This window comes from Streptomyces sp. DSM 120436 (assembly GCF_055778765.1).
On the sequence record NZ_JBSKBS010000002.1, the window covers coordinates 1,639,196 to 1,665,187 of the forward strand.

A 25,992-nucleotide genomic window follows, 5' to 3' on the forward strand; every position below is an offset into this window, starting at 1 on the left:
AGGAAGAGGGGCGCACCCGTCGCGGGTGCGCCCCTCCGGCGCGTCGGGGGCCGGCGCCTAACCGGCCAGGCAGGACGGGCCGAGCAGCACCTTCAGGTCGCCGAACAGGGCGGGATCGGGCTTGACCCGGTGCCGGTCGAGCCGCAGCACCGTCGTCCTCGTCGGCCCCTGCAGCTTGATGCGGACCTCGCTGTCGCCCTTGTGGTGGGTGAGGATCTCGCCGAGCCGGCTGACCATCGGCGGGGTCACGCGCGTCGCCGGGATGGTCAGCACCACGGGCGCGTTGGCGCCCGCGTGGGACAGGTCGGGGACCATCAGCTCCATGGCGACCAGCCGGGGCACGTCCTCGCGCTTGTCCAGCCGCCCCTTCACGAACACCACGGCGTCCTCGACCAGTTGCGTCGAGACGAGCTGGTAGGTCGCCGGGAAGAACATGCACTCGATGGAGCCCGCGAGGTCCTCCACCGTGGCGATCGCCCAGGCGTTGCCCTGCTTGGTCATCTTGCGCTGGAGCCCGGAGATGATGCCGCCGATGGTGACCACCGCGCCGTCGCCGAAGTCGCCGCCGGTGAGCTGGGAGATGCCCGCGTCGGCCTTGTCGGACAGCACGTGCTCCAGCCCGAACAGCGGGTGGTCGGAGACGTACAGGCCGAGCATCTCGCGCTCCTGCGCGAGCAGGTACGTCTTGTCCCACTCCTCGTCGGTGAACTGCACGTCGAGGCCGAAGCCGGGCTCGTCGCTCTCCTCCTCGCCCATGCCGCCGAAGAGGTCGAACTGTCCCTCGGCCTCCTTGCGCTTGACCGCCACCACGTTGTCGATCATCGGCTCGTACTGGGCGGTGAGGCCCTTGCGGGTGTGGCCCAGGGAGTCGAAGGCGCCGGCCTTGATCAGCGACTCGGTGGTGCGCTTGTTGCAGACGACCGCGTCGACCTTGTCGAGGTAGTCCGGGAAGGACGTGTACTTCCCCTTGGCCTTGCGGCACTTGATGATCGACTCCACGACGTTGGTGCCGACGTTGCGCACCGCGGAGAGGCCGAAGAGGATCACGTCGTCGCCCTGCGCGGCGAAGTTGGACTCGGACTCGTTGACGTTCGGCGGGAGCACCCGGATGCCCATGCGGCGGCACTCGTTGAGGTAGACCGCGGACTTGTCCTTGTCGTCCTTCACCGAGGTGAGCAGCGCCGCCATGTACTCGGCGGGGTGGTTCGCCTTGAGGTAGGCGGTCCAGTAGGACACCAGTCCGTACGCGGCGGAGTGCGCCTTGTTGAAGGCGTAGCCGGCGAACGGCACCAGCACGTCCCAGAGCGCCTGGATCGCCTCGTCGCTGTAGCCGTTCTTGCGGGCGCCGGCCTGGAAGATGGTGAAGTTCTTCGCCAGTTCCTCGGGCTTCTTCTTGCCCATCACGCGGCGGAGGATGTCGGCCTCGCCGAGCGAGTAGCCGGCGATGATCTGGGCGGCCTTCTGCACCTGCTCCTGGTAGACGATCAGGCCGTAGGTGACGTCCAGGACCTCCTTGAGCGGCTCCTCCAGCTCGGGGTGGATCGGGGTGATCTCCTGCTGGCCGTTCTTGCGCAGCGCGTAGTTGGTGTGCGAGTTCATGCCCATCGGGCCCGGCCGGTACAGGGCCGACACGGCGGAGATGTCCTCGAAGTTGTCCGGCTTCATCAGCCGGAGCAGGGAGCGCATGGGGCCGCCGTCGAACTGGAACACGCCGAGGGTGTCGCCGCGCTGGAGCAGTTCGAAGGTCGTCGGGTCGTCCAGGGGCAGCGACAGCAGGTCGATGTCGATGCCCTTGTTCGCCTTCACCATCTTGACGGCGTCGTCCATGATGGTGAGGTTGCGCAGGCCCAGGAAGTCCATCTTCAGCAGGCCGAGCGACTCGCAGCTCGGGTAGTCCCACTGCGTGATGGTCACGCCGTCGGTGTGCCGGACCCAGACCGGGACGTGGTCGGTGATGGTCTCGCTGGACATGATCACGCCGGCCGCGTGCACGCCCATCTGCCGGACCAGGCCCTCGACGCCCTTGGCGGTGTCGATGACCTTCTTCACGTCCGGCTCGTTCTCGTACATCGACCGGACCTCGCCCGCCTCCGAGTAGCGGGGGTGGCTGGGGTCGGTGATGCCGGACAGCGGGATGCCCTTGCCGAGGACGTCGGCGGGCATCGCCTTGGTGATGCGGTCGCCCATCGCGTACGGGTAGCCCAGCACGCGCGCGGAGTCCTTGATGGCGTTCTTCGCCTTGATGGTGCCGTAGGTGCCGATCATGGCGACCTTGTCGGCGCCGTACTTCTCGGTCACGTAGCGGATCACCTCGACGCGCCGGCGCTCGTCGAAGTCGATGTCGACGTCCGGCATGGAGATGCGCTCGGGGTTGAGGAACCGCTCGAAGATCAGGCCGTGCGGGATCGGGTCGAGGTCGGTGATGCCGAGGGCGTAGGCGACGATCGAACCGGCCGCGGAGCCACGGCCGGGGCCGACCGCGATGCCCTGCTTCTTGGCCCACATGATGAAGTCGGCGACCACGAGGAAGTAGCCCGGGAAGCCCATCGAGATGATGGTGTCCATCTCGTACTCGACCTGCTTCATGCGGTCGTCCGGGATGCCGTCCGGGAAGCGGCGGTGCATGCCGCGCATGACTTCCTCGCGGAACCAGCTGACCTCCGTGTACCCCTCCGGGATGTCGAACTTGGGCATCAGGTCGCGCTTGACGAACATGCCCGTGGTGTCGACCATCTCGGCGATCAGCCGGGTGTTGGCGCAGCCCTGCTGCCAGGCGTCCGAGGAGTCGATGGCGTACATCTCCTCCGTGGACTTCAGGTAGTAGCCGGTGCCGTCGAACTTGAAGCGGTCGGGGTCGGAGAGGTTCTTGCCGGTCTGGATGCACAGCAGCGCGTCGTGCGCCGCCGCCTCGTGCGCGTAGGTGTAGTGCGAGTCGTTGGTGACCAGCGGGGGGATGCCGAGCTTCCTGCCGATCTCCAGCAGGCCGTCGCGGACCCGGTGCTCGATGTCGATGCCGTGGTCCATCAGCTCCAGGAAGTACCGGTCCTTGCCGAAGATGTCCTGGTAGTCGGCGGCCGCCTTGAGGGCCTCGTCGAAGTGGCCGAGGCGCAGCCGGGTCTGCACCTCGCCGGAGGGGCAGCCGGTGGAGGCGACGATGCCCTCCGACCACTTGGCGATGGTCTCCTTGTCCATCCGGGGCCACTTCTGCAGCCAGCCCTCGGCGTAGGCGTCGGAGGAGAGCCGGAAGAGGTTGTGCAGGCCGGTGCTGTTCACCGCCCACATGGTCTTGTGGGTGTAGCCGCCGGAACCGGAGACGTCGTCCCGCTTCTGGTGCGGCTGGCCCCACTGGATCTTGCGCTTGTTGCGCCGGGACTCGGGGGCGACGTACGCCTCGATGCCGATGATCGGGGTGACCCCGGCCTTCTGCGCGGAGTGGAAGAAGTCGTACGCCCCGTGCAGGTTGCCGTGGTCGGACATGGCGATGTGCGTCATGCCCATCTCGTTGCAGGCGTCGAACATGTCCTTCAGCCGCGCGGCACCGTCCAGCAGCGAGTACTGGGTGTGGACGTGCAGGTGCGTGAACGGCGGCTTCGACACGGTGCGGCCTCCAGGTGCTGCGGGTGGCAGAGGGACGGACGGGGACAGCCTCGAAGTCTATGCCCCGGCGCCCACACCCGGCGCCCGTCCCCGCGTGCCTCCGGGCGGGTCGCGGGCACTCCCGCGCGCCGCCGCGCGTTGGGTCCTTCGTCCGGGTCGGGCCGGGTCAGGGGCCCGCGGGCCCGGCATGATCCGAACAGAGGCCCTGAGCAGGGGACGGAGCAGCCGTCCCCGGGGTCCCGTACCAGGAGGCACCCAGCGATGCCGGTCCCGCAGCCCGACGACGAGCACCGCGGCGAGGAGATCCTCGCCGTCCTCGACACCGCCTTCGGCGAGCTCCTGGCCGCCGACCCGGCCGCGTTCCGGGTGAAGTTCCGGAAGATGGCGGCCTCGGCGTTCGCGTTCTACCGCGGGACGGCGAGCCTCTTCTGCCACGACCTGTCCGCCGAGCACGCCGGGCGCGGCGCCGACGCGCACAGCGGCCCGTACCTGGACGAGCGCACCTCGCGCGTGTGGATCCACGGCGACCTGCACGCGGAGAACTTCGGCACGTACATGGACGCAGGCGGCCGCCTGGTGTTCAACGTCAACGACTTCGACGAGGCGTACGTCGGCCCCTTCCTGTGGGACCTGAAGCGCTTCGTCGCCTCCATGGCGCTGATCGGCTACGCGAAGGCGCTCAGCGACGAGCAGATCACCGGCCTGGTGTCGATGTACGCGGCCGCCTACCGGGAGCGGATCCACGCCCTGGCGACCGGCGCGAAGGACGAGGAGGCGCCGCCGTTCACCCTGGACACCGCGCAGGGGCCGCTGCTGGACGTGCTGCGCGACGCCCGGTCGCTGACCCGTTTCTCGCTGCTGGACTCGATGACCGAGATCCGTGACTTCGAGCGCCGCTTCGCGCCCGGCGGCGGCGCGGTCGAGCTGGACGCCGCCACCCGCTACAAGGTGCTGGCCGCCTTCGACGGTTATCTGGAGACGCTGCCGGACTCCTCGCTGGCCCGCCCGGACTCCTACCGCGTGAAGGACGTCGTGGGCCGCCGGGGCATCGGCATCGGCTCGGCCGGGCTGCCGTCGTACAACATCCTGCTGGAGGGGCACAGCGACGCCCTGGAGAACGACGTGGTGATCTACGTCAAGCAGGCGCAGACCCCCGCGGTCTCCCGGCACATCACGGACCCGGCGGTGCGCGCGTACTTCCTGCACGAAGGGCACCGCACGGTGATCTCCCAGCGGGCCCTGCAGGCGCACGCCGACCCGTGGCTGGGCTGGACCGAGCTGGACGGCGCCGGACAGCTGGTCGCCGAGGTCTCGCCGTACGCGGTGGACCTGGACTGGGGCGACCTCGACGACCCGGAGGAGATGGCCCAGGTGGTCGCCGACCTGGGCCGGGCGACGGCGGCGATGCACGCGGCGGCGGACGACACCTCCGGCGAGTCGCTGGTGCCGTTCTCCACGGAGCGGGCCATCGACGCGGCGATCGCGGCCGACGAGGACGGGCTGGCGCCGCTGCTGGTGGACTTCGCCCACGCCTACGGGGCGCGGGCCCGCCGCGACCACCAGATCTTCCTCGACCTGTTCCGCAACGGCCGGATCCCGGGACTGTAACCTTCCGCACATTCACAGGCCCCCTTTAGGGACCCCTTAACGGAGCACGTGCCACACTCGTAGCCGCCATGGACATATCCGGACCCCAGCTCAGAGCCGTTCGCGCGGCGCTGTTCACGGCTGTCGTCGTGACCCTCAGCACCGCGTCGCACGTGCTGCTGTCCGGGGCCCCGCTGCCGCTGAACACGGTGGCCGCGGTCGGCGCCGCCGTGTTCCTCCCGGCCTACGCGCTCGCCGGGCGGGAGCGTTCCTTCGGGCGGATCGCCGCCCTGCTGATCCCGCTGGAGCTGGCCGCCGACACGGTCTTCACCACCGGTCAGCACGTCTGCTACGGCCGGATGGGCGGCCCGGTGGCCGGCCCGCTGCGCTCCGTCGGGTTCGACGTGCTGTGCGGGGACGGCACCGGTGTGGGCGCGCCGCTGGCCCGGGTCACCGGGCACCCCGCGGAGGGCGGCGAGCAGGTGGCGGCGGTGCTGGCCGAGGCCGGCCCGGCGACCGCCTGGCTGCTGCTGGGCGCGCACATCGGGGTCGGTCTGTTCGCCGCCGCCTGGCTGCGCCGGGGGGAGCGGGCGCTGGCCCAGCTGCTGGGCGCGGTCGCGGCCACGGCCTCGACCGCGGTCCGTCCGCTGCTGCTGGCCGTCGCGGTGGTGACCGTGCGCCGGGCGCCGGAGACGGGCCGCCCGGTCCGCACCCCGCACCGCGCCGCCGTGGCGCGCACCCTGCTCCTCGCGCACTCCCTGGGACGGCGCGGACCGCCGTGTTCCCTCGCCGCCTGAGGCCGGTCACGCCCCGGGCGGTCGTCCGAGCACCGGCAGTCCCCCCCCCCCGTACGAACCGAGCACACGAGCGTGTGCGTCCCCTGTGGAGACATCACCATGAGCAAGCGGAACAGCCAGGCGGCCAAGACGGCGGCGCGCGAGCGGCTGCGCCAGGAGCGCGAGCGCCAGGCGAAGAAGGCGAAGGTCAAGCGGCAGCTCGTCGTCGCCGCGACGGTGGTCGGTGTGCTGGCCGCGGCCGGCGGCATCGGCTACGCGGTGGTCCAGGCGAACAAGCCGGACCACTGGGAGGCCGCGAAGGACGCCGAGCTGGTCAAGCCCGCGAACACCAGCGGCAAGGACGGCACGACCGTCGTCATCGGCAAGGCCGAGGCGAAGAAGACCCTCGAGGTGTACGAGGACCCGCGCTGCCCGATCTGCGCCACCTTCGAGCAGGCCGTCGGCGAGACGATCGAGAAGGACGTCGAGGACGGCAAGTACAAGGTGCAGTTCATAGGCGCCTCGTTCCTGGACCGCAACCTCACCGGCGAGGGCTCGAAGAACGCGCTGAGCGCGCTGGGCGCCGCGCTGGACGTCAGCCCCGAGGCGTTCCTGGCGTACAAGTCGGCGCTCTACTCGGCGGAGTTCCACCCCGAGGAGACGGACGACAAGTTCGCGGACGACGCCTACCTGATCGAGATCGCCGACACGGTGGACGCCCTGAAGAACAACAAGGAGTTCCAGGCGGACGTGAAGGACGGCACCTTCGACCGCTGGGCGCTGGAGATGTCGGACAAGTTCGACAGCAGCGACGTCCAGGGCACGCCGACGGTGAAGATGGACGGCAAGAAGGTCACCGGCTCCGACGGGCAGAACGCGCCCATGACGGCGGCCGAGTTCACCACGGCGGTCGACAAGGCGCTGAAGGGCTGACGCGGAAGGCCGGCGGCCGGCTGAGGAGCGGGCGGACTTTTCCCGGGTTCGCCCGCTTCCGCATGTACATGTCAGTAACCTGTTCGGCTGTGACCAGTCGACACGGATCAACCGAGAGCGCCGTCCCCGCCACCGCGGACACCGCCCCCCTCACCCCGCGCCGCCGTACGGTCGTCAAGGCGGCCGCCGCCGGCGCGGCGCTGGCCGGCCCGCTCGCCGCCGCGCTGCCCGCCCGCGCCGCCCAGCGGGCCCCCGCCTTCCTGCACGGCGTCGCCTCCGGCGACCCGCTGCCGGACGGCGTGCTGCTGTGGACCCGGGTGACGCCCACGCCGGACGCCCTCCCGGGCTCCGGCACCGGCCCCGACACCGAGGTGCGCTGGACCGTCGCCCGCGACCGGGCGTTCACCGACGTCGTCGCGCGGGGCTCGGTCCTCGCCACCGCCGCCTCCGACCACACCGTCAAGGCGGACGTCCGGGGCCTGCGGCCCGCCACCGACTACTGGTTCCGCTTCTCCGCCGGCGGCGCCGACTCCCCCGCGGCCCGCACCCGCACGGCGCCCGCCGCCGACGCCGCCGTGACCGGACTGCGCCTCGGGGTGGTCTCCTGCGCCAACTGGGAGGCCGGGCACTTCGCGGCGTACCGCCACCTCGCGGCCCGCGGCGACCTGGACGCCTGGCTGCACCTGGGCGACTACATCTACGAGTACGGCACCGGCGACTACGGCACCCGCGGCACGGTCGTCCGCCCGCACTCCCCCGCCCACGAGATCCTCACCCTCGCCGACTACCGGGCCCGGCACGCCCGCTACAAGACCGACCCCGACCTCCAGGCGCTGCACGCCGCCGCCCCGGCGATCGCCATCTGGGACGACCACGAGTTCGCCAACGACGCCTGGTCCCGGGGCGCGGAGAACCACACCGAGGGCGCGGAGGGCGCGTGGGCCGCCCGCCAGGCCGCCGCAAGGCAGGCGTACTTCGAGTGGATGCCGGTCCGACCGGCGGTCGAGGGCACCACCTACCGCCGGCTGCGCTTCGGCAGGCTCGCCGACCTGTCACTGCTGGACCTGCGCTCCTTCCGGTCGCGGCAGGTCTCGCCCGGCGACGGCGACGTCGACGACCCCGGCCGCACGCTCACCGGCCGCGCCCAGCTCGACTGGCTGAAGGCGGGCCTGTCGGCGTCGGACACCACCTGGCGGCTGGTCGGCACCTCGGTGATGATCTCGCCGTTCGCGCTGGGCTCCCTGCCCGCGAGCCTGCTGAAACCGCTCGCGAAGCTGCTCGGCCTGCCGCAGGAGGGGATCGCCCTCAACACCGACCAGTGGGACGGCTACACCGCGGACCGCCGCGAGCTCCTCGCCCACCTGCGCGGCGACGCCATCCGCAACACGGTCTTCCTCACCGGCGACATCCACATGGCGTGGGCGAACGACGTACCGGTGAACGCCGGCACCTATCCGCTGTCGGCGTCCGCCGCCACGGAGTTCGTGGTCACCTCGGTCACCTCCGACAACCTCGACGACATCCTGAAGGTCTCCGAGGGCTCGGTCTCCGCCGTCGCCGCCCCGCTGATCCGGGCCGCCAACCGGCACGTGCACTGGGTGGACACCGACCGGCACGGCTTCGGGGTGCTGGACCTCACCGCCGAGCGGGCGCAGATGGACTACTACGTGCTCTCCGACCGCACGAAGGCGGACGCCTCCGCGGCCTGGGCCCGCTCCTACCGCACCCGCAGCGGCACCCAGAGGATCGAGCGGGCCGACGCGCCCGTCTGACCGCCCCGGCGCGGATCAGTCCGCGTCCTCCCCGCCCTCCTCCAGCGCCTCGAGGAAGCCGAGCGCCACCCGCCAGGTGGCCTCGGCGGCCTCCTCGTCGTGGTCGGGCAGGTCGGGGTCGGTGTAGAGGTGTCCGGCGCCCGCGTACCGGTGGACCTCCACGTCGGCCCCGGCCCGGCCCATCCCCAGGTACCAGGCGGTGAGCCAGTCGTCGGTCTCGAACGGGTCGGGCTCGGCGACGTGCAGCTGCACCGGCAGCCCGTCGCACGTGGCGTTCTCCGCGATGTCGGAGGTGCCGTGCAGGAGCAGCAGGCCGCGCGCCTTGTCGTCGCCCAGCGCCAGCGTCTGCGCCACCGAGGCGCCGAAGGAGAACCCGGCGTACACCAGACCGCGCTCCGAGTAGGGCGCGGCCGCCAGGACGGCCCGCCTCAGCAGCTCGTCCTTCCCGGTCTCCTCCCGGTAGGCCATGCCCTCCTCGACCGTGTCGAACGTGCGCCCCTCGAAGAGATCGGGCGTCCACACCTCGTGTCCGGCCGCGCGCAGCCGGTCCGCGGCCCGGTGCACCGCGGGGCGCAGTCCGTGCGCCGAGTGAAAGAGCATGATGTTCATGCCGCCCATGGTGCCAGCCGGGTGTGGCGGAGCCCGCGGGCGGCACTACCCCGGAGCGGGCGGAAGTCACATGTTCATGCCGGTGCGGGCCGGTTAGGTTCGGGGGCATGGAAGACGTGCTGCGCCCGCTGATCGTGGTCGGCGGTTCGGTGACGCTGACGCTGCTGCTCGGCTGGGCCACCGACCGGCTGCTGCGGAAGGCCGACGAACGCCACCACGAGACACCGCTGTGGGGCCTGCTGCGCCGGGCCCGTGTCCCCTACCAGCTGCTGCTCTGCGCCGCCCTGCTCAGAGGCTCCTACGACGAGGCGCGGCTGCTGACCTCCCACGAGGTGGCCGTCGGCCGGGTGCTGACCCTGGTGCTGATCGGCTCGGTCGCCTGGCTGACGATCCGGATCGCCGCCGCGGTCGTGGAGACCTCGTACGCCCGGTACGCCAGCCACCACCGGGAGCGCAACCCGGCCCGGGTGCGCCGGGTGCGCACCCAGGTGACGCTGATCCGCCGGGTGGTGTCGGCGGTGGTGGGCGTGGTCGCGGTGGCCGCGATGCTGCTCACCTTCCCCGCGATGCGGGCGGCCGGGGCCTCGCTGCTGGCCTCGGCGGGCATCCTCGGCATCGTCGCCGGTGTGGCCGCGCAGTCCACGCTGGGCAACCTGTTCGCCGGGCTGCAGATCGCGTTCGGCGACATGGTGCGCATCGGCGACACCGTGGTGGTGGACGGCGAGTGGGGCACGGTGGAGGAGATCACCCTGACCTTCCTGACCGTGCGCACCTGGGACGAGCGCCGGATCACCATGCCGGTGTCGTACTTCACCTCCAAGCCGTTCGAGAACTGGTCGCGCGGCACCCCGCAGATGACCGGCACCGTGTACTGGCACGTGGACCACAGCGCTCCGCTGGAACTGATGCGGAAGAAGCTGCGCGACATCCTGCGGGAGTGCCCGGAGTGGGACGGCCGCGCCTACAACCTGACCGTCACGGACAGCACGCCGAGCACCCTGGAGGTGCGGGCGCTGGTGACGGCCAAGGACGCGGACGACATCTGGACCGTCCGGGTCGCGGTCCGCGAGCAGATGATGCGCTTCCTGACCGACGAGCACCCCTACGCCCTGCCCCGGGTCAACACGGCCCACGCGGTGCCGCCGCCCCGCACCGGCCGGGAGAGCGCGCCGGACGACGGCGTGCCGACGACCCGCCGGCTCCACACCCGCCCGCCCCGGCAGCGCTGAGCGGCCCTCAGCACCCGCGCTCGGCGCCGCCGTTCACCTGGACGATCTGCGAGGTGACGTGCCCGGCGCCGGGTGAGGCGAGCCAGTGGAGGGTCGCCGCGACGTCGCCGGGGCGGCCCGCGCGCCGGTTCGACGTCTCGGCGACCAGCGCCGCCCGCCGCTCCTCGTCCAGGCCGTCGCCGCCGAAGAACGCCGTGTCCTCGACGTAGCCGGGCGCGACCACGTTCACGGTGATGCCGTGCGGCCCCAGCTCCCGGGCCAGGGCGTGTGCGTACGGGTGCAGCCCCGCCTTGGCCGCCGCGTACGACACCCGGCCGGAGCCGCGCCTGGCGGCGATGGAGCTGAGGAACAGCACCCGGCCGCCGGGCACGGCGAGCCGGTGCCGCAGCGCCTCGGTGAGCAGCACGGCGGTCAGCACATTGAGCCGGAAGTTGACCGTCCAGTCGCGGGCGACGGCGTCGAGCGGGTCGTCGCCGCCCACCGGCGGTTCGAGCAGCCCGTTGCCGCCCGCGCAGTGGACGAGCACGTCCACGGCCCCGAACTCGCGCCCCACGAACCCGGCCACGCCCCGTACGGCCTCGGGGTCGGCCAGATCGGCGGCACGGGTGAGCGCGCCGGGTACCTGGGCCCGCTCCAGGACGTCACCGCGCCGCCCGATGAGCAGCACCCGGTCGCCGTCGGCGGCGAACGTCCGCGCGGTGGCGAGCCCGATGCCGGTGCCGCCGCCGCTGATCACCACATTGCGTGTCATGCCCCGACCCTACGGAGCGGGAAACGGCGGACGGCGGCGACGCGGCGGCGCTCAGCGCAGACTGCGCACGTCCAGGTGGCGCAGCACCCGGTCCACCACCTCGGGGTCGGCACCCGGCTCGCTGCGCGCGGCGAGCACCTCGTGCCGGGCGGCGCTCAGCATCTCCTGCTCGATGCGCCGGATCCGCTTCAGCCGCTCGGCCCGCTGCAAGGCCGCCTCGCGCCGTTCGTCGTCCGCCATGTCCGGGCTGATCCGCACACCCACGTCGAACGCCCTGCGCAGCAACTGCTCGGACAGCTCCTCCGGCAGGTCCTCGACGTCCTCGATCTCCCGCAGCCTGCGCTTGGCGGCCTTCGCGGCCCGGACGGCGAGCCGGCGCTCCAGTTCCTTCTCCCGCGCGGTGTCGCCGCGCACCCCCAGCCTGCCCACCAGCCACGGCAGCGTCAGCCCCTGCACCAGCAGCGTCCCCAGCACCACGCCGAAGGCGATGAAGACGATCTCCGCACGGGCGGGGAAGCCGCCCCCGGAGTCGGTCTCCAGCGGGAGGGCGAGGGCCAGCGCGACGGACGCCACCCCCCGCATCCCGGACCACCACATCACCACGGTCTCGCGCCAGCTCAGCGGGATCTCCTCGCCGACGTCCCGCTCGGTGTGCAGCCGCTTGGTCAGCCAGGTGGCCGGCAGCAGCCACGCCAGCCGGACCAGCACGACCACCCCGACGACCACTCCCGACCAGCCCAGCAGCTCGCCCCAGTGACCGGCCGCGGCGTTGACCGCGTTGTGCAGCTCCAGGCCGACCAGCCCGAACGCCACGCCGGTGACGAGGGTGTCCACGATGTCCCAGAAGGTGTGCCCGGCGAGCCGCGCCGTCACGTCGTCGGCGCTGATGGCGTACTCCATCAGGAACAGCGCGGTGACCAGCACCCCCAGGACGCCCGAGCCGTGCAGCTCCTCGGCGAGGACGTACGCGGCGAACGGGACCAGCAGGGTCAGGGCGACCTGGAGGGTGGGGTCGCCGAGCAGGTCCATCGCCTTGTTGGTGGCCCAGCCGAGCACCAGCCCGACGGCGACCGCCACCACCGCCGACAGGATCAGGTCGAGCCCGGCCGACCAGGGCGAGAAGGTGCCGCTCACGGCGGCGGCCACGGCCACGTGGTACAGCACGATCGCCGTGACGTCGTTGAACAGTCCCTCGCCCTCCAGGATGGACACCAGCCGGCGGGGCAGCCCCAGCTTGCCCGCGACGGCGGTCGCCGCGACCGGGTCGGGCGGCGCGACCAGCGCGCCGAGGGCGACGGCGGCGGCCAGCGGCAGTCCCGGCACGATCGCGTGGGCGACGACGGCGACGCAGAAGGCGGTGACGAAGACCAGCGCCACGGCCAGCAGCAGGATCGGCCGGACGTTGGCCGCGAACTGGCGCCAGGAGGTGCGGCGCACGGCGGCGTAGAGCAGGGGCGGCAGCAGCAGCGGCAGGATCAGTTCCGGCGGTACGTCGACGTTCGGCACGAACTCCAGCAGCGCCAGGACGATCCCGAACACCGTCATCAGCACCGGCGCCGGCAGCTTCAGCCGCTCCCCCACGGGGACGCTCACGACCGCCCCGAGCAACAGCACGAATAGCAGGGCCAACTGATCCACGGTCACCGCTCCCGGGGGTCGGACGGTCGGTCAGGCACTCTCCAGCCTGCCATGCGCCGCACCCCGCCGGCGCGCCCGCCGGGCCGGGTTACAGGGCGCGCCGCATGGCCCGGTGCGGTAGGCCCGCGTCCGGGAACTCCGGCCCGTAGGCCGCGTAGCCGAGCCGCTCGTAGAAGCCGAGGGCGTGGGTCTGCGCGTGCAGGTCGACGCCGGTGAGGCCGCGCTCCCGGGCCGCCTCCTCGACGGCCCGCACGAGCGCCGCGCCGACCCCGAGACCGCGCGCCCGCCGCAGGACCGCGAGCCGGCCGAGCGAGCCGGCCGACGGGTCCCCGCCGTTCCTCGCCGCCGCGGCGGCGCCGTGCAGCAGCCGGGCGGTGCCGAGCGGGGTGCCGTCGTCCGCGACCGCGAGCAGGTGCACGGCGTCCGCGTCGTGGGCGTCGTACTCGATGTCCTCGGGCACGCCCTGCTCGGCGACGAAGACCTCCTTGCGGACCGCGAAGCAGGCCTCGCGGTCGGCGGGTTCCTCCGCGACCCGGACCGTGACCGCCGGGCTCACGCGTACGTCTCCTCGCGGACCCGGTCGAGGGCCTGCCGCAGGTCGTCCGGGTAGTCGCAGGAGAACTCGGCCCACCGGCCGTCGCCGGGGTGCTCGAAGCCGAGGCGTACGGCGTGCAGCCACTGCCGGGTCAGCTTCAGCCGCTTCGCGAGGGTGGGGTCGGCGCCGTAGGTCAGGTCGCCGACGCAGGGGTGGCGGTGGGCGGCCATGTGCACGCGGATCTGGTGGGTGCGGCCGGTCTCCAGCTTCACGTCCAGCAGGGACGCGGCGCGGAACGCCTCGATCAGGTCGTAGTGGGTGACGGACGGCTTGCCGTCGGCGGTGACCGCCCACTTGTAGTCGTGCTGCGGGTGGCGGCCGATGGGGGCGTCGATGGTGCCGCTGGTCGGGTCGGGGTGGCCCTGCACCAGCGTGTGGTAGCGCTTGTCGACCGTGCGCTCCTTGAACTGGCGCTTCAGCGACGTGTACGCGTACTCGGACTTGGCGACCACCATCAGGCCGGAGGTGCCGACGTCGAGGCGGTGCACGATGCCCTGGCGCTCGGCGGCGCCGGAGGTCGAGACGCGGAAGCCGGCGGCGGCGAGCCCGCCGATCACGGTCGGGCCGGTCCAGCCCGGGGAGGGATGGGCGGCGACGCCGACGGGCTTGACGATCACGACCACGTCGTCGTCGTCGTGCACGATCTCCATGCCCTCGACCGGCTCGGCGACCACCCGCACCGGGGCGGGCGCCTGCGGCATCTCCACCTCGAGCCAGGCGCCGCCGCTGACCCGCTCGGACTTGCCGACCACCGACCCGTCGACCGTGACCTTCCCCGCGGCGGCGAGCTCGGCCGCCTTGGTCCGGGAGAAGCCGAACATGCGGGAGATGGCGGCGTCGACGCGCTCGCCCTCCAGGCCGTCGGGCACGGGCAGGGTACGGATCTCGGGAATCGTGCTCACCCGTCGAGTATGCCGGACGGGTCCGTCACTCCCGCACGGGAGTGACGGGGCCCTCAGTCCTTGTGGACCGTGCCGTCCGGGTCGAGCCCCCGGAAGGACAGCAGCACGATCAGGATGCCGCCGCACACGATGGCCGAGTCCGCCAGGTTGAACACGGCAAAGCCCTTGGGCGCGATGAAGTCGACGACCGCGCCCTGGAAGACGCCCGGCGAGCGGAAGATCCGGTCGGTGAGGTTGCCGAGGGCGCCGCCGAGGAGCAGGCCGAGCGCGATCGCCCAGGGCAGGCTGTAGAGCTTGCGGGCCAGGCGGAAGATCACCACGATCACCGCCGCCGCGATGACCGTGAAGATCACCGTGAACGCCTCGCCGAAGCCGAAGGCCGCGCCCGCGTTGCGGATCGCCTCGAAGCGCAGCCAGTCGCCGACGACCTCGATCGGCTCGTGGTGCTCCAGCTTCGCGACCACGATCATCTTGCTGACCAGATCGAGGGCGTAGGCGACGGCGGCCACGGCGAACAGCACGGCGATCCGCCGCTTGCCGCGCGGCCGCTCCGCCTCCGCCTCCGTACCGTCGGCGGCGCCGGCCGGCTCCCGGCCGTCCCGGTCCCGCGGGTCCTGGCCCCGCGGGTCCCGGTCCTCCCCGTCCCGGTCCTGCTCGTCCCGGTCCGCGTCCGGAGTGTCCGGCGTACCGATGATGCGCTCCGCCTCTGCCACGTGAGTCCCTCAGCCTAGGTCCTTGACTGAGGACGAGGGTACGGCACGGCCTGCACGGCCGCCCTTCAGTACCGGCGCTCCTGCTTCTGCTTGCACTCGACGCACAGGGTGGCTCTCGGGAAGGCCTGCACCCGGGCCTTGCCGATGGGTTCGCCGCAGTTCTCGCACAGGCCGTAGGTGCCGGCGTCGAGCCGCTGGAGCGCCCGCTCGAACTGGTCGAGCATCTCGCGCGCGTTCGCGGCGAGGGCCAGTTCGTGCTCGCGCGTGATGTTCTTGGTACCGGTGTCGGCGTCGTCGTGGCCCGCGCCGTCGCCGGAGTCGCGCATCAGGCCGGCCAGCGACCGCTCGGAGGAGCTGATCTCCTCGCGCAGCCGCAGCACCTCCGACATCAGCTCGGTCCGCGCCTCCTCGACCTCTTCCCCGGTCCACGGCTCCTCACCGGGACGCACCGCGAGCTCGCCCGGCTCCACCACACCGTGCCGGGCCTTGGGCACAGCGGTCGCCGCCGCTGTGGCCGCCGAGCCAGGAGTCTTCTTCGCACCCACCGTCGTCACTCCCGTCTGCGCCGCGGCATCGGCCGCGCCCGCGTCGTCGGCCGCGCTGTGCCCGGCCCCATCCTGAGCGGACCCACTGGTCCTGGCAGCACCGTTCCCCGCACGAGCGTCCTGCCGGCCGCCCGTCCCCCGGCCTCCGGTCGCCGCCCTGCCGGCGGCGCCCCGCGCCGGCTCCCCGCCGGCGGGCTTCCTCGCGGTGGCCCTCTCGCCGACGGCCTTCGCGGTGGCCCTCCCGGACGCCGTCGTCCTGGACGCGGCCCCGGCCGCACCGGCCTCCGTCCCGGCGGCCTCGGCCGCCGCACCCTTCTTCGCCACCATGGCCGCGGCCCCTTCACATTTTGTGATCTTGCACGCGAATCGTGCTGGGACGATAAATCGACTCGGGGCCCGCGGCAACGGGGCACACCGCCCGATTCCCTCGCCCCGCTCACGCCGCGCGGCAACCTGCATGCGTTGTGCCCAGCTACCCGCCGGGTATGCCACCCGCACGCACGCCCCGCCGCTCCGCACAGGCGTACCGCGCCATTCGGGGCATCCCCGCGCGTACCGCCCCGGGAAGAGCGGTCGGCCGCCCACCGCGCCGCGCCGTACACTGGGCGGAGCGAAAAGCGTGGATGGGGACGAGTAGCGGCGTACGCAGCCCAGAGCGACCCGGGGACGGTGTGAGCCCGGGGGCGAGCGCGACGTGAAGATCACCCCGGAGCCGCCGGAAGAAAGCCGCAGCACACCGCGGCGGTGAGTAGAACCGGCATCGCGACCCGAATGAGAGGGCTCACCGGAGCGTACGGCGCACCGGGGGCCAAGGAGGGTGGTACCGCGGGAGCGCGCCGACGGCGGCGCAAGGACACAGCTCTCGTCCCTCCGGTCGGAAGGCAGCAAGTCCGCCGGAGGAAGCCCGCTGATGACAACGCCGACGTACCGCCCGGTACCCGCCCAGGTCGACCTGCCCGCCCTCGAGCACGCGGTGCTCGACTTCTGGCGCGAGCAGAAGATCTTCGCCAAGAGCCTGGAGCAGTCCGAGGGCCGCCCCGAATGGGTGTTCTACGAGGGCCCGCCCACCGCCAACGGCATGCCCGGCGCCCACCACATCGAGGCCCGCGTCTTCAAGGACGTCTTCCCCCGCTTCCGCACCATGCGCGGCTACCACGTGGCCCGCAAGGCCGGCTGGGACTGCCACGGCCTCCCGGTGGAGCTCGCCGTCGAGAAGGAGCTCGGCTTCTCCGGCAAGCAGGACATCGAGGCGTACGGCATCGCCGAGTTCAACGCCAGGTGCCGCGAGTCGGTGACCCGGCACACGGACGCCTTCGCCGAGCTGACGACCCGCATGGGCTACTGGGTCGACCTCGACGAGGCGTACCGCACCATGGACCCGGAGTACGTCGAGTCCGTCTGGTGGTCGCTGAAGGAGATCTTCAAGAAGGGCCTGCTGGTCCAGGACCACCGTGTCGCCCCCTGGTGCCCCCGCTGCGGCACCGGCCTGTCCGACCACGAGCTGGCGCAGGGCTACGAGACGGTCGTCGACCCGTCGGTCTACGTCCGCTTCCCGCTCACCTCCGGCCCGCTGGCCGGCGAGGCGGCCCTGCTGGTGTGGACGACCACCCCGTGGACCCTGGTGTCCAACACCGCGGTCGCCGCGCACCCCGAGGTCGGCTACGTCGTCGCGACGAACGGCGAGGAGAAGCTGGTCGTCGCCGAGCCGCTGGTCGGGAAGGCGCTCGGCGAGGGCTGGGAGACCACCGGCGAGACCTTCACGGGCGCCGAGATGGAGCGCTGGACGTACCGGCGCCCCTTCGAGCTGGTGGAGTTCCCCGCCGAGGCCCACTACGTGGTCAACGCCGAGTACGTCACCACCGAGGACGGTACGGGTCTGGTCCACCAGTCCCCCGCCTTCGGTGAGGACGACCTCAAGGTCTGCCGCTCCTACGGCCTGCCCGTGGTCAACCCGGTCCGCCCCGACGGCACCTTCGAGGAGGACCTGCCGCTGGTCGGCGGGGTGTTCTTCAAGAAGGCCGACGAGCGGCTCACCGAGGACCTCCAGCAGCGCGGCCTGCTGTTCCGGCACCTGCCGTACGAGCACAGTTACCCGCACTGCTGGCGCTGCCACACCGCGCTGCTCTACTACGCGCAGCCGTCGTGGTACATCCGCACCACCGCCGTCAAGGACCGCCTGCTCCAGGAGAACGAGAACACCAACTGGTTCCCGGACACGGTCAAGCACGGCCGGTACGGCGACTGGCTGGACAACAACATCGACTGGGCGCTGTCCCGCAACCGCTACTGGGGCACCCCGCTGCCCATCTGGCGCTGCGAGAACGACCACCTCACCTGCGTCGGCTCGCTGACCGAGCTGACCGAGCTGACCGGCGCCGACCAGTCGGGGCTCGACCCGCACCGCCCGTACATCGACGAGGTCACCTTCGCCTGCCCGCAGGACGGCTGCGGCACCACGGCCACCCGCGTCCCCGAGGTCATCGACGCCTGGTACGACTCGGGCTCCATGCCGTTCGCGCAGTGGGGCTACCCGTACAAGAACAAGGAACTGTTCGAGTCCCGCTACCCGGCGCAGTTCATCTCCGAGGCCATCGACCAGACCCGCGGCTGGTTCTACACGCTGATGGCGGTCGGCACGCTGGTCTTCGACAAGTCCTCCTACGAGAACGTCGTCTGCCTCGGCCACATCCTCGCCGAGGACGGCCGCAAGATGTCCAAGCACCTGGGCAACATCCTGCAGCCGATCCCGCTGATGGACCAGCACGGCGCGGACGCGGTCCGCTGGTTCATGGCGGCCGGCGGCTCCCCCTGGGCGGCCCGCCGCGTGGGCCACGGCACCATCCAGGAGGTCGTCCGCAAGACGCTCCTCACGTACTGGAACACGGTCGCCTTCCAGGCCCTGTACGCCCGCACGTCGGACTGGGCGCCGAGCGAGGCCGACCCGGCCCCCGCCGAGCGTCCGGTGCTGGACCGCTGGCTGCTGTCCGAACTGCACGCCCTCACCGACCAGGTGACCCAGGCGCTGGAGAACTACGACACCCAGCGGGCCGGCAAGCTGCTGTCGGCGTTCGTCGACGACCTGTCCAACTGGTACGTCCGCCGCTCCCGCCGCCGCTTCTGGCAGGGCGACAAGGCCGCGCTGCGCACCCTGCACGAGGTCGTGGAGACGGTGACGAAGCTCATGGCCCCGCTCACCCCGTTCATCACCGAGCGGGTCTGGCAGGACCTGATCGTCCCCGTCACGCCGGGCGCGCCGGAGTCGGTGCACCTGTCCTCGTGGCCGGAGGCGGACCTGTCCGCCGTGGACCCGGAGCTGTCCCGCCAGATGACGCTGGTGCGCCGCCTGGTGGAGCTGGGCCGCGCCACGCGCGCCGAGTCGGGCGTCAAGACCCGTCAGCCGCTGCGGCGCGCCCTGATCGCGGCAGCCGGCTTCGACGGCCTCGACCCGGAGCTGCACACGCAGATCACCGAGGAGCTGAACGTCGAGTCGCTGGCGCTGCTGTCCGAGGTGGGCGGCTCACTGGTGGACACCACCGCCAAGGCCAACTTCCGCGCGCTGGGCAAGCGGTTCGGCAAGCGGGTCCAGGACGTGGCCAGGGCGGTCGCCGGCGCGGACGCCGCCGCGCTGTCCCTGGCCCTGCGCGAGGGCGCGGCCTCGGTGGAGGTCGACGGTGAGACGATCACCCTCTCCCCGGACGAGGTGATCATCACGGAAACCCCGCGCGAGGGCTGGTCGGTGGCGTCCGACGCGGGCGCCACGGTCGCCCTGGACCTGGAGATCACCGAGGACCTGCGCCGCGCCGGTCTGGCCCGTGACGCGATCCGGCTGATCCAGGAGGCCCGCAAGAACAGCGGCCTGGACGTGGCCGACCGGATCGCCCTGCGCTGGACGTCGGACGACGCCGCCACGGTGGACGCGCTGACCGGGCACGCGGAACTGATCGCCGACGAGGTGCTCGCCACGGACTTCGCCCGGGGCGAGGCGGACGACACCTACGGCGCCCCGTTCACCGACGAGGGCCTGTCGCTGACGTTCCGCCTGCGCAAGGCGTAACCACCGTCACACGCCGAAGGCCCGGCCCCGGGCGGAGAAATCCCCGGGGTCCGGGCCTTCGGCGTTGCGTACGTCGGACATGTCCGCCGCATCCGAACAAACGGCGCGAACAACGTGAACACGCGTAGCACGAGGGCGGGGCCCCGGGTTGGTGAACCCGGGGCCCCGCCCTGAACGCTGCCGACTTCTACGCCGTACCTATGACCGCGGGGCCGTCAGTTGTCGTCCTCGTCGATCAGGAAGCCACGCATCGGCGAGGGCGCCTGCCCCATCGGCGACGGGCCCTGCGGACGGACCGGAGCCATGGGCTGGGTCATCGCCGGCTGCATCTGCTGCTGACCGCCGTACGACGGGCCGGACTGGCCGCCGGGGCCGCCGCCCATCCCCTGGTTGCCGTAGGACGGGGCACCCGCGCCGGCCGGGGCCATCGAGGGCGCCGGGGACGGCGGGAGGGACGGAGCCGCGCTCGCGGGCTGGCGCGGCGGGGCGAGCGAGTCGTCCGCCTGGGTCTCCAGCTGACGCAGCTGCGACTCCAGGTAGGACTTCAGCCGCGTGCGGTACTCGCGCTCGAAGCCGCGCAGGTCCTCGACCTTGCGCTCCAGCGTGGCGCGGGCGGACTCCAGGGAGCCCATCGCGACACGGTGCTTCTCCTGCGCGTCCCGCTCCAGGGCGTCGGCCTTGGCACGGGCGTCACGCTCGAGACCCTCGGCACGCGAACGCGCCTCGCCCACGATCTTGTTGGCCTCGGAACGGGCCTCCGCGATCGCCTGGTCGGCGGTCTGCTGGGCCAGCGACAGGACGCGCGCGGCGCTGTCGCCACCGGGGCCCCCCTGACCGGGGAGACCGGGGCCGCCCATGGGACCGCCCATCGGGCCGCCGGGGCCCATCTGCCCCTGCATCGGGCCACCCTGGCCCATCGGGCCGCCCTGGCCCATCGGCCCGGGACCCTGGCCCATGGGGCCGGGACCCTGCGGGCCGCCCTGTCCGCCGGGGCCGGCGGGCAGCTGAGGAGCACCGCTCGGCAGCTGGGGCGGGCCACCCATGGGGCCGCCCATCTGCTGCTGCGGCGGGCCCGATATGCCGGCGGGCACCGGACCGCCGGGACCTCGCATGCCCTGCTGCGGCATGCCGGGAGGCGGACCCTGCTGTTGCTGCTGGTCCGGCCCCTCCGGAGGCTTGCGCATGTTCTGCTGGTTCTGGGCGGCGGCGCGGGTGGCCGCGGCCAGCTTGGCGCGCAGGTCCTCGTTCTCGCGGAGCAGGCGCGTCAGTTCGGCTTCGACCTCGTCGAGGAAGGCATCGACCTCGTCCTCGTCATAGCCTTCTCGGAGGCGGACGGTCGTGAACTGCTTGTTCCGCACGTCCTCGGGGGTCAACGGCATCTCTTCACCTCAACGTAGTCATCGGCAGTCGGCAAGACCGTATCGTCCACTGTCACCTCGCGAGATTGCCCACGATCGAGATGAGGACGTAGACGATGATCATCAGTACGAAGAAGGACAGGTCGAGCGCCACGCCCCCGAGACGCAGCGGCGGGATGAACCGCCGCAGAAGCTTCAGCGGTGGATCGGTGACAGTGTAGGTGGCCTCCAGGACGACCACCATCGCCTTGCCGGGTTGCCATGAGCGGGCGAACTGGAACACGTAATCCATGACCAAACGGAAGATCAGCACGATGAGGAACACCATCAGCGCGATGTAGATCACCTGCGCGAACACGCTCATGGTCTGTTTTTCCCTCTCCCCTGTGCCGCTCTTGTCCGGTCCTGCGTCTCAGCTCTGGTTGAAGAACCCGCCCTCTGCGATGCGGGCCTTGTCCTCCGCCGTGACATCGACGTTAGCAGGCGACAACAGGAACACCTTCTGCGTCACCCGCTCGATACTGCCGTGAAGACCAAACACCAAACCGGCCGCAAAGTCGACAAGTCGCTTCGCGTCTGTGTCATCCATCTCAGTCAGATTCATGATCACCGGAGTGCCCTCACGGAAGTGTTCCCCGATGGTACGGGCCTCGTTGTAGGTCCGGGGGTGGAGCGTGGTGATCCGGTAAGGCTCTCGTTCCGACACGACCTTGGGCATGATCACCGGTGCGTTCTTCTCCAGGCTGGCGCGTTCTTGTGTGATGGATGCCACGGGCGCGATCCGCGCCGGGCGTGGCGATTCCGCGGGCAGCGAAGCGGAACGGGACACCGGTTCGCGGGGCGCGGGTGGGTGAACGACTCGTACCTCTTCGTCCCTTTGGGGCTGATGTGCACCGTGGGACTGGTGCGACGGCTCGTGTCGCCGGTGGTCCCGCTCCGGCTCCGGGTCGAGTTCCGGTTCGAAATCGTCGTCTGGGTCGAATCCGCGGCCGTCGTACCCATCGTCCTCCACGAGGCCGAGGTAGACCGCCATCTTGCGCATCGCGCCGGCCATGCTTCGAGTCCTCCGCTCTGTGGTGGATCCGCTGACGACCGCCAAGTGCCCGCGATCCACTGGGTCCTTGCTCCGCCATTGGGCGGAAATGACCATATTTTCTGCTGTGGTCCGACTTCTTGGCGACGTTACCGGAGCCTGGGGCGGACTCCGAGTACCGCACTGCCGACGCGCACATGTGTCGCTCCGGCGGCCACGGCCTGTTCGAGGTCCGCGCTCATCCCCGCCGAGACCATGTTCGCAGCCGGATGGGTCCGCCGCAGGTCGGTCGACACATCCATCAACCGCTCGAAGACCGCCTGTTGACGGCCGGCGTACTCCCCGGTGAGCGGCGCGACGGTCATCAGGCCGTCCAGCCGCAGCCCTTCGGCCCCGGCCACCAGGTCGGCCAGCTCCGCCACGCCCGAGGGCGCCACGCCGCCGCGTTCGCCCCGGCCGTCGACGCCGGCGTCGAACGCCACCTGGATGAGGCAGCCGACCTCGCGTCCGGCCCGGACGGCCTCCTTGGAGAGCGCCGACACGAGACGGGCACGGTCGACGGACTGCACGACATCGGCATAACCGACCACCGAACGCACTTTGTTGGTCTGAAGCTGACCGACGAAATGCCACGCAAGGGGCAGATCCGCGCATGCCGCCGCCTTCGGGGCGGCGTCCTGGTCGCGGTTCTCGGCGACGTGCCGCACGCCGAGCCCGGAGAGGACGCGCACGTCGCTCGCGGGCCAGGTCTTGGTGACCACGATCAGCGTCACCTCGTCGCGTCCGCGACCGGCCGCGTCGCACGCGGCGGCGATCCGCTCCTCCACTCTCGCCAGGTTCGCGGCGAGTTCGTCCTTACGGTCCGTCATGCCCCATCAGTCCAGCCACACATAAGCCGCGAGCCGCCCGGTGGTGCGGTCGCGACGGTACGAGAAGTGATCGTCCGACTCCCGAGTGCACACGGGCGAGCGCTCGCGGGCGAAGACGCCCAGCCGCTCGAGTTGCGCGTGCACACCCGCGACGACGTCGACCGCCGGGGTGCCCCAGCCGGTCTCGGCGTACGCCGCCGGCTCGGCCGCGGCCACGTCGGCGCGCATCTCCTCGGGTACCTCGTAGCACCGGCCGCACACCGCGGGTCCGGTGCGCGCGACGATCCGGGCCGGGTCCGCGCCCAGGCCGGTCATGGCCCGCACGGCGGCCGGGACCACGCCGGCGACCAGTCCGGGCCGGCCCGCGTGCGCCGCGGCCGCGACGCCCGCGACGGGGTCGGCCAGCAGCACCGGCACGCAGTCGGCGGTGAGCACGGCGAGGGCGAGTCCGCGCCGCGCGGTGACGATCGCGTCCACCTCGGGCACGGGGCGGTCGCCCCACGGCTCGTCGACGACGACCGCGTCGGCCCCGTGCACCTGGTTCATCCAGACCACGCGGGCCGGGTCGACGCCGAGCGCCTTGGCCGCCAGGTCCCGGTTGGTGCGCACGGCTTCGGGGTCGTCCCCGACCGCGCCTCCGAGGTTGAGCTCCTCATACGGAGCGGCGCTCACCCCGCCCCACCGGTCGGTGAAGCCGAAGTGCGCGCCGCTCACGTGTCCGCGCTGTCCTATCACTTCAGGAAGTCCGGGACGTCCAGTTCCTCGGCCGCGCTGTCGTAGCTCCGGGACGGCGGGACGGGCGGATGGACGGCCGGGATGTCGGCCACGGGCTCGGGGGCCGGGGCCGGCTCCGGGTCCTCCTTCGGCGTGACGCTGCCGAGCGAGCCGAAGGAGGGGCGGCTCTCCGGCCGGGCGGCCGGGGCGGGCTCCTCGCGCTTGACCGAGGAGGAGCCGAGGACGTTGTCCCGCTTGGCGGGCGGCTGGCCGCCGTCGAAGCCGGCGGCGATGACGGTGACCCGGACCTCGTCGCCGAGGGCGTCGTCGATCACCGCGCCGAAGATGATGTTGGCCTCCGGGTGGGCGGCCTCGCTGACCAGCTGGGCGGCCTCGTTGATCTCGAACAGGCCGAGGTCGGAGCCGCCGGAGATGGAGAGCAGCACCCCGCGGGCGCCGTCGATGGACGCCTCCAGCAGCGGGGAGGAGATGGCCATCTCGGCCGCGGCCACCGCGCGGTCGTCGCCACGGGCCGAGCCGATGCCCATGAGGGCCGACCCGGCCTCGGACATGACCGACTTGACGTCGGCGAAGTCGAGGTTGATGAGGCCGGGGGTGGTGATGAGGTCGGTGATGCCCTGCACACCGGAGAGCAGGACCTGGTCCGCCGACTTGAAGGCGTCGAGAACCGACACCTGGCGGTCCGAGATGGACAGCAGCCGGTCGTTGGGGATCACGATGAGGGTGTCGACCTCTTCGCGGAGCTCCGCGATGCCGTCCTCGGCCTGGTTCGCGCGGCGCCGTCCCTCGAAGGTGAACGGGCGCGTGACCACGCCGATGGTGAGAGCACCGAGGGAGCGGGCGATGTTGGCCACGACGGGCGCGCCGCCGGTGCCGGTGCCGCCGCCTTCACCGGCCGTCACGAAGACCATGTCGGCCCCCTTGAGGACCTCCTCGATCTCCTCACGGTGGTCCTCGGCGGCCTTGCGGCCGACGGCCGGGTTCGCTCCGGCGCCGAGTCCGCGGGTGAGTTCACGGCCGACGTCGAGCTTGACGTCGGCGTCGCTCATCAACAGCGCCTGCGCGTCGGTGTTGATGGCGATGAACTCGACGCCCTTGAGACCGACCTCGATCATCCGGTTGATGGCATTGACACCACCGCCGCCGACACCGATGACTTTGATGACTGCGAGGTAGTTCTGCGGTGCTGCCACGTCGAAGGCCTCTCGCCTCGAGTTACGTGTCGCCGGAGCGCCGGAGCACCTGCTGCCCCGCGATCCGACGACTGATGCCGAATGGGACGGTCCGTATCGCCGACCCGAACCCTAACGTTGAAGTTTAGGGTTACCAGTGTGTCTGTTCCCTGGAGTCTTCCGAACAGGACACTAAGTCGACACGTGGCGCACGTTCAACGAACACGCCGAACCTCCCGTTTTTCTTTTCACCCTATGTGATCAGCCGTGTCGCTGCCCAACCAGGGTGCTGGCCTGCGCTGATGTGCGTCAACTCCCTGATGACGCGGGGGCGCTGGGAACGCTGACGTCGAAGTGCCGTGCGCCGGGCTCCGCTTTCATCAGCGCGGTGAGGGCGCGCCCCTTCCGCGCCCCTTGCTCACTGCTACCCCAGTCGACGGTACGGCCGTCCTTCAGTTCCAGCGAGATGTCGTCGTAGGAACGGACCTTGACGCTGCGGGTCCCGGACGCCAGGGACTCGGGGACGGCGCCGGCCACGCGCACCGCCTCCCGCACCAGACGGTCCTCGCCGAAGCGCCGGAGGCTGGCCGCCGCGGAACCGGATCGGGAGAGGTCCATCTCCAGCGCGGGCACCCCCTTGGGCGCCTTGGCGACGGTGGCGAACCGGACGCCGTCGTCGTCCACTTCGACGAACCTGCCGCCCTGGTGGACGAGGAGGACGGCGGTGCGTTCGGTGACCTCGAGCTCGATCCCGTCGGGCCAGGAGCGGACCACGTCGATGGTGTCGATCCGGGGCAGCGTCTCGGTGGCCCGCTTCTCGATGGCCCCGGTGTCGACGGAGACGAGCTGTTCCCCGAGCGGCACGTCGGCCGCCTCGCGCACCTGGTCCGGAGTCAGGACGACGGTCCCGGAGACCGAGACGCGTTCGACGCGGACCAGATCGGAGCCGTACAGCAGCCAGAAGGCGCCGCTGCCGAGGAACAGGAGGACGATCGCCGATGCGATGATCAGACGAAGACGCCGTCGCCGTACGGCTCGTACGGGCGGCGGGCCGGACGACTCCCGCTTGCGTCCACCGCGCTCGGCGGTCGTCGATCCGGCCACGTCCCCTGCCTTCCGTCACA

At 71.7% G+C, this 25,992-nt stretch carries 21 protein-coding genes; 6 read left to right on the top strand and 15 right to left on the bottom strand.

Going from position 1 to position 25,992, the window contains the following annotated elements:
- Positions 1 to 57: 57 nt before the first annotated feature.
- A complete protein-coding gene (gene dnaE / locus ACWH4W_RS29565; RefSeq protein ID WP_473078863.1) occupies positions 58 to 3,597 on the bottom strand; it encodes a DNA polymerase III subunit alpha in 3,540 nt (1,179 codons plus the stop codon).
- Positions 3,598 to 3,858: 261 nt separating this feature from the next.
- On the opposite strand from dnaE, the gene ACWH4W_RS29570 reads away from it, so the two are divergent.
- The 4 genes from ACWH4W_RS29570 to ACWH4W_RS29585 all read left to right on the top strand — a co-directional run bounded on the left by ACWH4W_RS29570 (position 3,859) and on the right by ACWH4W_RS29585 (position 8,665).
- The gene (locus ACWH4W_RS29570) at positions 3,859 to 5,205 is read left to right on the top strand and encodes a DUF2252 domain-containing protein (RefSeq protein WP_473078864.1); all 1,347 of its coding nucleotides are present in this window, start codon (positions 3,859 to 3,861) and stop codon (positions 5,203 to 5,205) included.
- 68 nt (positions 5,206 to 5,273) lie between these two features.
- Positions 5,274 to 5,981: a hypothetical protein gene (locus ACWH4W_RS29575; RefSeq protein ID WP_473078865.1), complete on the top strand. Its 708-nt coding sequence runs from the start codon at positions 5,274 to 5,276 to the stop codon at positions 5,979 to 5,981.
- Between the two features lie 99 nt (positions 5,982 to 6,080).
- Complete coding sequence (locus ACWH4W_RS29580) at positions 6,081 to 6,893, top strand: DsbA family protein (RefSeq protein WP_473078866.1); 813 nt, start codon at positions 6,081 to 6,083, stop codon at positions 6,891 to 6,893.
- Between the two features lie 89 nt (positions 6,894 to 6,982).
- Positions 6,983 to 8,665 (top strand): alkaline phosphatase D family protein, encoded by a 1,683-nt coding sequence (locus ACWH4W_RS29585; RefSeq protein WP_473078867.1) that lies wholly within the window; start codon positions 6,983 to 6,985, stop codon positions 8,663 to 8,665.
- Between the two features lie 15 nt (positions 8,666 to 8,680).
- Here the strand turns inward: ACWH4W_RS29585 and ACWH4W_RS29590 are convergent, their stop codons facing one another.
- Entirely contained in the window at positions 8,681 to 9,274 is a 594-nt protein-coding gene (locus ACWH4W_RS29590) for a dienelactone hydrolase family protein (protein ID WP_473078868.1), read from the bottom strand.
- A 107-nt stretch (positions 9,275 to 9,381) separates the two neighbouring features.
- Here ACWH4W_RS29590 and ACWH4W_RS29595 point away from each other — a divergent pair, with 107 nt between their 5' ends.
- Positions 9,382 to 10,503 (top strand): mechanosensitive ion channel family protein, encoded by a 1,122-nt coding sequence (locus ACWH4W_RS29595; protein ID WP_473078869.1) that lies wholly within the window; start codon positions 9,382 to 9,384, stop codon positions 10,501 to 10,503.
- A 7-nt stretch (positions 10,504 to 10,510) separates the two neighbouring features.
- Here the strand turns inward: ACWH4W_RS29595 and ACWH4W_RS29600 are convergent, their stop codons facing one another.
- The 6 genes from ACWH4W_RS29600 to ACWH4W_RS29625 form a co-directional block, all read right to left on the bottom strand.
- Entirely contained in the window at positions 10,511 to 11,254 is a 744-nt protein-coding gene (locus tag ACWH4W_RS29600; protein WP_473078870.1) for an SDR family NAD(P)-dependent oxidoreductase, read from the bottom strand.
- A 51-nt stretch (positions 11,255 to 11,305) separates the two neighbouring features.
- Positions 11,306 to 12,898 (bottom strand): Na+/H+ antiporter, encoded by a 1,593-nt coding sequence (locus ACWH4W_RS29605; RefSeq protein WP_473078871.1) that lies wholly within the window; start codon positions 12,896 to 12,898, stop codon positions 11,306 to 11,308.
- 82 nt (positions 12,899 to 12,980) lie between these two features.
- A complete protein-coding gene (locus tag ACWH4W_RS29610; RefSeq protein ID WP_473078872.1) occupies positions 12,981 to 13,448 on the bottom strand; it encodes a GNAT family N-acetyltransferase in 468 nt (155 codons plus the stop codon).
- Positions 13,445 to 14,389 (bottom strand): RluA family pseudouridine synthase, encoded by a 945-nt coding sequence (locus tag ACWH4W_RS29615; RefSeq protein WP_473078873.1) that lies wholly within the window; start codon positions 14,387 to 14,389, stop codon positions 13,445 to 13,447. Before ACWH4W_RS29615 ends, ACWH4W_RS29610 begins: the two co-directional genes overlap by 4 nt.
- Before the next feature lie 53 nt (positions 14,390 to 14,442).
- Positions 14,443 to 15,102, bottom strand: coding sequence for a signal peptidase II (lspA, locus tag ACWH4W_RS29620; protein WP_473078874.1), 660 nt, complete (start codon positions 15,100 to 15,102; stop codon positions 14,443 to 14,445).
- A gap of 65 nt (positions 15,103 to 15,167) precedes the next feature.
- Positions 15,168 to 15,974, bottom strand: a complete 807-nt coding sequence (locus tag ACWH4W_RS29625) for a TraR/DksA family transcriptional regulator (RefSeq protein ID WP_473078875.1) — start codon at positions 15,972 to 15,974, stop codon at positions 15,168 to 15,170.
- 583 nt (positions 15,975 to 16,557) lie between these two features.
- Between ACWH4W_RS29625 and ileS the strand changes: the two genes are divergently transcribed.
- A complete protein-coding gene (gene ileS, locus ACWH4W_RS29630) occupies positions 16,558 to 19,701 on the top strand; it encodes an isoleucine--tRNA ligase (protein WP_473078876.1) in 3,144 nt (1,047 codons plus the stop codon).
- A gap of 215 nt (positions 19,702 to 19,916) precedes the next feature.
- On the opposite strand, the gene ACWH4W_RS29635 is transcribed toward ileS, so the two are convergent.
- The 7 genes from ACWH4W_RS29635 to ACWH4W_RS29665 form a co-directional block, all read right to left on the bottom strand.
- Positions 19,917 to 21,080 carry a DivIVA domain-containing protein gene (locus ACWH4W_RS29635; RefSeq protein ID WP_473078877.1) on the bottom strand — a complete coding sequence of 388 codons (1,164 nt, stop codon included), beginning with the start codon at positions 21,078 to 21,080 and terminating at the stop codon, positions 19,917 to 19,919.
- Between the two features lie 52 nt (positions 21,081 to 21,132).
- On the bottom strand, positions 21,133 to 21,423 hold the full coding sequence (locus tag ACWH4W_RS29640; protein ID WP_106414640.1) for a YggT family protein: 291 nt from the start codon (positions 21,421 to 21,423) through the stop codon (positions 21,133 to 21,135).
- Positions 21,424 to 21,471: 48 nt separating this feature from the next.
- Positions 21,472 to 22,113 (bottom strand): cell division protein SepF, encoded by a 642-nt coding sequence (locus ACWH4W_RS29645; RefSeq protein WP_473078878.1) that lies wholly within the window; start codon positions 22,111 to 22,113, stop codon positions 21,472 to 21,474.
- A gap of 128 nt (positions 22,114 to 22,241) precedes the next feature.
- Positions 22,242 to 22,961 (bottom strand): YggS family pyridoxal phosphate-dependent enzyme, encoded by a 720-nt coding sequence (locus ACWH4W_RS29650; protein ID WP_473078879.1) that lies wholly within the window; start codon positions 22,959 to 22,961, stop codon positions 22,242 to 22,244.
- Positions 22,962 to 22,967: 6 nt separating this feature from the next.
- Positions 22,968 to 23,696, bottom strand: coding sequence for a peptidoglycan editing factor PgeF (pgeF, locus tag ACWH4W_RS29655; RefSeq protein ID WP_473078880.1), 729 nt, complete (start codon positions 23,694 to 23,696; stop codon positions 22,968 to 22,970).
- Positions 23,693 to 24,889, bottom strand: coding sequence for a cell division protein FtsZ (ftsZ, locus tag ACWH4W_RS29660; protein ID WP_473078881.1), 1,197 nt, complete (start codon positions 24,887 to 24,889; stop codon positions 23,693 to 23,695). The genes pgeF and ftsZ overlap by 4 nt, the downstream gene beginning before the upstream one ends.
- Positions 24,890 to 25,177: 288 nt before the next feature.
- Positions 25,178 to 25,972: a cell division protein FtsQ/DivIB gene (locus ACWH4W_RS29665; RefSeq protein WP_473078882.1), complete on the bottom strand. Its 795-nt coding sequence runs from the start codon at positions 25,970 to 25,972 to the stop codon at positions 25,178 to 25,180.
- Positions 25,973 to 25,992 lie beyond the last annotated feature (20 nt).

Excerpts from the sequence above, each read along its gene's own strand:
- ACWH4W_RS29595 (WP_473078869.1), top strand. The coding sequence starts at position 9,382 with ATGGAAGACGTGCTGCGCCCGCTGATCGTGGTCGGCGGTTCGGTGACG.
- ACWH4W_RS29590 (WP_473078868.1), bottom strand. The coding sequence starts at position 9,274 with ATGAACATCATGCTCTTTCACTCGGCGCACGGACTGCGCCCCGCGGTG.
- ACWH4W_RS29635 (WP_473078877.1), bottom strand. The coding sequence starts at position 21,080 with ATGCCGTTGACCCCCGAGGACGTGCGGAACAAGCAGTTCACGACCGTC.
- ACWH4W_RS29645 (WP_473078878.1), bottom strand. The coding sequence starts at position 22,113 with ATGGCCGGCGCGATGCGCAAGATGGCGGTCTACCTCGGCCTCGTGGAG.
- ileS (WP_473078876.1), top strand. The coding sequence starts at position 16,558 with ATGACAACGCCGACGTACCGCCCGGTACCCGCCCAGGTCGACCTGCCC.
- ACWH4W_RS29625 (WP_473078875.1), bottom strand. The coding sequence starts at position 15,974 with ATGGTGGCGAAGAAGGGTGCGGCGGCCGAGGCCGCCGGGACGGAGGCC.
- ACWH4W_RS29640 (WP_106414640.1), bottom strand. The coding sequence starts at position 21,423 with ATGAGCGTGTTCGCGCAGGTGATCTACATCGCGCTGATGGTGTTCCTC.
- ACWH4W_RS29575 (WP_473078865.1), top strand. The coding sequence starts at position 5,274 with ATGGACATATCCGGACCCCAGCTCAGAGCCGTTCGCGCGGCGCTGTTC.
- ACWH4W_RS29600 (WP_473078870.1), bottom strand. The coding sequence starts at position 11,254 with ATGACACGCAATGTGGTGATCAGCGGCGGCGGCACCGGCATCGGGCTC.
- ACWH4W_RS29580 (WP_473078866.1), top strand. The coding sequence starts at position 6,081 with ATGAGCAAGCGGAACAGCCAGGCGGCCAAGACGGCGGCGCGCGAGCGG.
- ACWH4W_RS29570 (WP_473078864.1), top strand. The coding sequence starts at position 3,859 with ATGCCGGTCCCGCAGCCCGACGACGAGCACCGCGGCGAGGAGATCCTC.
- ACWH4W_RS29650 (WP_473078879.1), bottom strand. The coding sequence starts at position 22,961 with ATGACGGACCGTAAGGACGAACTCGCCGCGAACCTGGCGAGAGTGGAG.